This is a genomic window from Aminobacterium sp. UBA4908, assembly GCF_002398115.1.
Taxonomy (GTDB): Bacteria; Synergistota; Synergistia; order Synergistales; family Aminobacteriaceae; genus Aminobacterium; species Aminobacterium mobile.
Map to the genome: position 1 here is coordinate 82,464 of NZ_DHCG01000012.1, position 6,439 is coordinate 88,902.

Here is a 6,439-nt window from a genome sequence, read left to right on the forward strand (position 1 = left end):
GTTACAACGAGTATGCCGCTCAGCCTCGCTTTCAACACTCCATTGGGGTTGTTCTAGATGAAAAATAATACTCCTTGTACTCTAGAAGACACCATACAAGGAGTTGAAATGTGGAAACCAGAAAAATATTCACGCGAAGAAATAGAAGAAGTTTTCAACAAAATACAAGTTCTTTCTGCCTGTGATTTTTAAATTCCGCTTTTCGCTAAACTGAAATATCATTTCTTAACAACAAGTTCCATTAAAAACCGAAGGAGAGGCAAAATAGCTGAAGGCCTCCCTGACGTTACTTCCCCCAAAGGCTTCCCGTACTTGGAGTAGGTTTTATTGCCGCAGCGCGTTCATTCGGTTTTTTTCCGATACTAAAACTTTAGACATTAACTCGTCTTTATATCCAACAAATTTCCATCCATCTTTTCTTAACTTCGTTTAAACTTCTCCTAAAGCCAAAAAGCCAGCAATAATCCATACAACTAAGCCACCAACTCCCAAAATAAGCACAGCACCAATAATAGCGGCAATGAGCCATAAGATCCCTTTCCCAATCATACCGTTAGTAAAATACCAAAATGGCCCAAAAAGCAAAGAAAGCCATCTAAACCCTTCTTTATATTTCTTTTTTCATTTTCGTTTCTGGATCTTCCCAAACCTGATAACGAGCCACTATACATACCTTCCTTTACTTATTAGGTAAAACTGATATCCCAGGTTGCAAAGATTCTATATCTCCCTCAATCACGACACATTTTGAATAACGAGGCTGCAATATTTTCAATTCAAGTATCGCTAAGCTCTTACGAGCTACACCAATAATATCTCCATCTTGATTCTGAATAGCCTCTCCTTCGATATAGGCAATAAACTGATCCCCGCGAGACACGTTCCCCTGTGTTGTACCAGCATCAATAACCACCATATCCCCACTCACTCGAACAATAGAAAACGGCTGAACAAGCTTATCGCTGGAACATATAATCTGGGCAGCTTTACGTAGCCCATCTAGTGCCGCTGCTGCCAAAGCCGTTTCGCCTTCCATTTCTCGCTCGGCAACACCAGAAAATATGTTAATTCCCTTGCCTCCCTTAGAAACGCCTTCACATTGAGCGGACAAGAAAGCTTTCCCTGTATCTGCATCCATAATCTTAATTTTTAAGAGAATATGACCCTCATATTCATCATTACCCATGGAAGGAGTTTTTATAACACAATAATCTTGAATAATCCCTGTAACAACCGCACTTGCTTTCGTATTTTGCCCAATACCTATGACCTCTTCTGGATTAAGAAGGCCTTGAAGAACCAAACTTTCCTGCTTAGCGATCTCATCAATACGCTCTTGTTCCACTATCTCAAAAAAGTGTGTTTTAAAAAGTTCCTTTTTTAAATTTTGCGTCATAGCCCGGCTCATAGCTTGGGAGATATAATTTTTATTTGATTCATCTTTAAAATCAATTACTGCCACTCTAAGTTTAGCTTCTGCCTTACATGACAAACTTAAAGAAAAGCAAAACAAACTAAAAGTAAGTAGAATGAATTTATACTTCCTCATTCTCTATCCTCCTAAAAAGACGCATCGATTAGAGGTCCGGATATATTTTTAATATTTATACTGTAGCCTTTATCAAGTAATAATTTTACAAATCTCTGGGCGTCACCATAAAACTCAATAAGATAGGTGGCTTTCCCTCCGCCATAAGCTACCATCTTGGCCTTTTGAACGCCTTGAAGAGCTCGGCAACCATTCAGTGTCTGATTTGCCTGCTCAAAAGATGTTACGCCAGATATATTGAGTGTTAACTCTGTCTGCTCAAGGCTCGTTTTTTTCTTGAGACTATCCTCAGAGGTTCCCTCTCCTTTCAACAAGTCCAATGTCATAGCTTGTGTCGCCTTGATCAAAGCTCTGTGTTGGGCGTCTTCTGCCGTATAACCAACTTCTCGCCCCTCAACAGTGTCTGAAAAGAAATATTGCCCTGAGGCGTTATATCCTTTAACTGTTATTACAGCGGTTGCAGTAAATAAGTTCGCGTCATTTTTTCGAGCTTCATGAAGAGAGACTTGCCCTCTAATAAAATACCGAACCCCGTATTTGTTTCCAAGAGACTTAATAGCTTCAACATTTCCTTCTAATGCAAGCAACGCTGCCTTAGACTTGCGAATCTCTGCTAATTTTTTTTCGTCAACAACTCGATGTCCTTCTTTTATAAGTTCTTTACGTATTGAATCCTCTGCTTCAACAAAAAAAGTAGAAGAACCTTGCTTGCCATCGTCTAAAACCAACGCCACATTACCTTTATTTGGAAGAGGCGCAGCGCATACTTGAATCGGATCCAATAAGAAGGACAAAGAGAAGGTGAGAATGACATAAAAGAAATATGTAAACCTTATTCTTTTTAAAGGAATCATAACGTGTCTCCTTCCCAAAAAAGGCTTTCATTCAAAAAGAGATCAAAAGGAACCACAGCCTCCATTATGACGTTATTACTTGTGATCTTTTCTGTAATATCTCCCTTAATAAAGATGCGACCATTTATTTCCTGCACTCTCTCCCCTGCAGGCATAAGATCGTTCAGTTCGTATAAAAAACGTAGCGCATTCCGATAGAGATCAATCTTTGCCAACCGTTTGGACATAAGCAATCCCCTAGCATCACTCCCCTTACATAGAAGCCCTTCTCCACGAATAACGACTTCGTTACAACACCAATCAATTTGTGCAAACTCAAGCTGTTGTACCTCTACACCCTCTGGATTAACATATTCTTTTACCTTATCAATATCGATAGACAAAGATTGACATTCTTGGCCTAAAGCCATATTCCATGAGGCAAATGACAGGCAAAACACCGAAAAGCATAAAAATAAAATATTTCTTTTCATATACGCCCCTCAACAATATTGGCAGACATGCCAGTGATATCCACACCACACTTTTCTAGCAACTCAGCTATATCATCAACTGTTCCTTCAATATTGACATCAAGCTCTACTTTTTTATCTCTGAATTGCCGCTGATATACGCCTGTGATCTTTTCCGAAGACTCCAGATACTCCTTTATTTTTTTCACCTTTGAAAAAGAAATCCCAGAAATATACACCTTAATTGTCCTTCCAGGAACACTTCCGGAGCTTCCACTTACTAAAGAGTAGGCGACTTTGTTAATTAGAGAGTTAGATGCTTTTCTAGAAGCCTCTTGAAGCCCTCTGATCCCTCCATCTTGAGGAGAGGAGCCAGTTTTCTTTACTTCAGGTATTTCTGCTCCTAAAACATATCCTGTATGTGTAATAATAGCTTTAAGTTGAAGTTGGCTTCTTACCCCGTAAAGAGTCTGCCCCTCTATTTTTTGCTTCGTATAAGAAACACTCTGCGCTTTTCCATAAATCACCACATCTGCATCAAAACGTTGTGCTAACTCCGTTAATTTTTGAACATCTCCAGTTTGTTGTGCTGCTTCATATTCTCTGGCGTGATTAGACTTCACCTGATCTTGATCTACGATCAAATACCCTGCATTTTTAAAAGACGTTAGCACTTCACCTTCTACAGTGGAAAGAAAAGGATGCTCTCCTTCTATAGCTTCGTCCACAATAACCATCACCCTAGGGTTCCCTAGCGTATCAATAACAACAGGTCCTAACACGCCATCTAAAGCCTTCCCCGAAACAGTGCAACAAGCTTTGATGTGGTATATTTTGCTATCATCAACCCATTCCTTCAAAACCTTAGTTCCTGTTACTACTCCTTGGGTCCGAGAAAACACCTTATCTTTAACAACTTGAAAATCCTTCATTTCTGTAATGCCTTCAACGTAAGCTCCCATTGCCTTTTCTAATGCACTTCGATACAAAGCTTGCTTTGCTTTATCGCGAGCTTGCGTTTTATTCCCTTTCAGAACAGGCGCCTCCCCCTCTGCTTCTACAACAATGCTTTCTTCAGCGCAAATAGCATGTCTCGAGAAAACCAAAAAAGACATTCCTAACATAAGCACCCAAAATAATAATTTTATAAATTTCATACTACTACCCTACTGTTTTACGACTAGAACCTGACACTTATTCAGGTAATCAACCTTATTACTTAATATTTTTTGAGCATCCTCAGACGAAATTACAATGTCCACATTTGAAGGAGAAAGTAACCTTGTCGCTTTAACGATAAGAGGGTTGGATGCTACTTTTTCACGTCCTTTGGCCCATTCCATATTCGAATGATATTCACAAAGCCCGGAGGAAAGAAAAGCTTGTTCACTTGCTTTCGCAACGCCATAAACCTCTTCTCCCTTTTCGTTAACTATTCGAAAAGACATTGAAGGGACAAGCGGCAAATGTCGAGCATCAACAACTAGACCTGTATAATTATATGTTTGCTTCTGGGACTGTTTTTTAGCGACAGGAGCACTTTTTTTCTCAATAATAGGAAGAAGCACTATGCGAATTTCAGGAAGCTTTACTTTTCCAACAACAGTAAAAATTCCATCTTTCCAATCTGCTTTCTCCACCACAACATTTTTAACAACCCCATTAACTTGAGTTTTAACCATATCGTTAGCCATAAAATCATCAAGGACAGAAGTGGCATCAACATGAACCCCTAAAAGGAATTCGAGTAAATTTCGTTGTAGGTCAACAATTGCTCCCCTTTTAGCAAGAAGTTTTCCTTGCGGAGTGCGCTCTTGTCCCTTAGGAGCCACAGCTTGCCCTACTGCCTCAACATACCCCTCTGTCCAATTAATACGTGCATTTTCCGTTTCGTTATACACATCGTTAGCCTGAGCAGATTTACTCCAAGGCCATGCGAATGCGCTAGGGACAAAGGCTAAGATGCTACTAACAAAAACAAAAACAAAACAAGCAATTCTTATAAAAATTTTCTTATTAAGCATTCTGTAAACTCATCCCTTCTCGTATATTTTTTAATCAAGAGCAAAAGATGTTTTCCAAAAACCTTCTTTATTCCAGTTATCTGTTACCTCTATTACTACATAAGAGAAATGAGGATACACATTGAAATATCCCTTTCTCAGCGCTTCTTCTAACTGTTTTTGCTTTGCTTCGTTTTGAAAGGAATGGAAAAGATCTTCTACAACAACATATAGACCTCTATAAGGGAGAGATTCTGCTACACACTCAAAAACTCTTAAACGCACACCATTATCGTGCAAAGCTTCAAGAGCTCTGCTCCGTAAAGATTCCGCATCAGTTGTATATTCATAAGATACGGTTATTCCACCAGAAGGAGTTTCTCCTTTGTGGCGAAGAGCAGGAAGAAACTCAGCAAGAGCCTCTATTTTGCCATCCATAGAAGGGAATCCACTCGAAAAAGATTTTGTACATGGAGTATCGGATGTATTGATTTTATCGTGAATAGAAAGATATGCTTCAGGATTAAATCCAGCTTGGCTCATGTAAACCATCGCTAATTTATCCGCTTCAAACTCTACTTTTTGAGAATACCCATTCTCAGCTACCAACAGGGTTGCATCAAGAATTTTGTTCAAATCCTCATACGTATACTTCGTGTCCATTGCTACTTTCATAAAAAGATCCATTCCTTTTAAATCTCCTATTTCTCGGTTTAGATCTTCTCTATCAAAATGCGCAATCTCGTGAGCAACAAGAGCCGCTAATTCATCATCGTTCTCACAAATTTGAACTAACGAATCTGTTAAGACAATTCCACCTCCCAAAACCATGAAAGAATACCCCGTATGAGAATTAAGCACATAAAGTTTAATAGGAACATAGTTACGCGTAACTACCGGCACTATCTTGGAAGCAACATCCTTCACTCGTTGTATTATAGGATCCTCACTTTGGGACGAATAAATCCCTATGCTCCCACGAAGAAACTCGTCCCAATAAGCGGAAAGTCGAACTTCCATCAAATGTTCGCCCTCAAGATAGCAAAGAGGAGATTTTTTATAGCCTTTTTTAAAAGCCATATCCTCGTTTTCGATATAATCTTGAAATTCTGCTAGCGGCAACTTATCGTAATCTTCGCTATAATACAAATTTGTTTTTATATTTCCTATTACACCAGCTTCCGCCCAATATTCGTTTACCAAAAAGAAAACGCCGACAAACAAGATAAATAAAGGCAATTTAATTTTATTCATCACACCGCATCCTCCTAAAACATGATATGGAACGTAATTTTTTACAACAATATTAACTTAAATATAGATACAAAAACATTACTATCATGAAAGAAAAGAGTCAATTCTATTACAAAAAATAGTTCCGAAGCCCTATACTGGTGATATTAAAGGAAATAAGTGGATATAACAGTGCTCATTTCCGTTGACTCTTACATGCAACACATGAAGACAGCAACAGAATTCCTTGCTTAAGTTATGGGGAAAATAAGCAAAGAAAGTAGATCTGCAATAAAGCGGGGAACTGTTATAGGAGGCTGAAATTAGAGGGTACCAATCCGCATCTGA

8 protein-coding genes are annotated in these 6,439 nt (G+C 38.8%); 1 reads left to right on the plus strand and 7 read right to left on the minus strand.

Annotation, left to right across the window (positions count from 1 at the left end):
• Positions 1-57 precede the first annotated feature (57 nt).
• Positions 58-192, plus strand: a complete 135-nt coding sequence (locus tag B4J50_RS09230; protein WP_286954107.1) for a hypothetical protein — start codon at positions 58-60, stop codon at positions 190-192.
• Between the two features lie 237 nt (positions 193-429).
• Here B4J50_RS09230 and B4J50_RS09235 read toward each other — a convergent pair whose 3' ends face one another.
• The 7 genes from B4J50_RS09235 to B4J50_RS09265 form a co-directional block, all read right to left on the minus strand.
• The gene (locus tag B4J50_RS09235) at positions 430-585 is read right to left on the minus strand and encodes a hypothetical protein (protein ID WP_286954108.1); all 156 of its coding nucleotides are present in this window, start codon (positions 583-585) and stop codon (positions 430-432) included.
• A 94-nt stretch (positions 586-679) separates the two neighbouring features.
• Positions 680-1,549, minus strand: coding sequence for a CsgG/HfaB family protein (locus tag B4J50_RS09240; protein ID WP_286954109.1), 870 nt, complete (start codon positions 1,547-1,549; stop codon positions 680-682).
• Between the two features lie 11 nt (positions 1,550-1,560).
• Positions 1,561-2,283 carry a hypothetical protein gene (locus tag B4J50_RS09245; protein WP_286954110.1) on the minus strand — a complete coding sequence of 241 codons (723 nt, stop codon included), beginning with the start codon at positions 2,281-2,283 and terminating at the stop codon, positions 1,561-1,563.
• A 116-nt stretch (positions 2,284-2,399) separates the two neighbouring features.
• Positions 2,400-2,843: a hypothetical protein gene (locus B4J50_RS09250; RefSeq protein WP_286954111.1), complete on the minus strand. Its 444-nt coding sequence runs from the start codon at positions 2,841-2,843 to the stop codon at positions 2,400-2,402.
• A gap of 29 nt (positions 2,844-2,872) precedes the next feature.
• Positions 2,873-4,012 (minus strand): hypothetical protein, encoded by a 1,140-nt coding sequence (locus tag B4J50_RS09255; RefSeq protein WP_286954112.1) that lies wholly within the window; start codon positions 4,010-4,012, stop codon positions 2,873-2,875.
• Positions 4,013-4,021: 9 nt separating this feature from the next.
• Complete coding sequence (locus B4J50_RS09260; protein ID WP_286954113.1) at positions 4,022-4,879, minus strand: hypothetical protein; 858 nt, start codon at positions 4,877-4,879, stop codon at positions 4,022-4,024.
• 30 nt (positions 4,880-4,909) lie between these two features.
• A complete protein-coding gene (locus B4J50_RS09265; RefSeq protein ID WP_286954115.1) occupies positions 4,910-6,112 on the minus strand; it encodes a M48 family metalloprotease in 1,203 nt (400 codons plus the stop codon).
• Positions 6,113-6,439 lie beyond the last annotated feature (327 nt).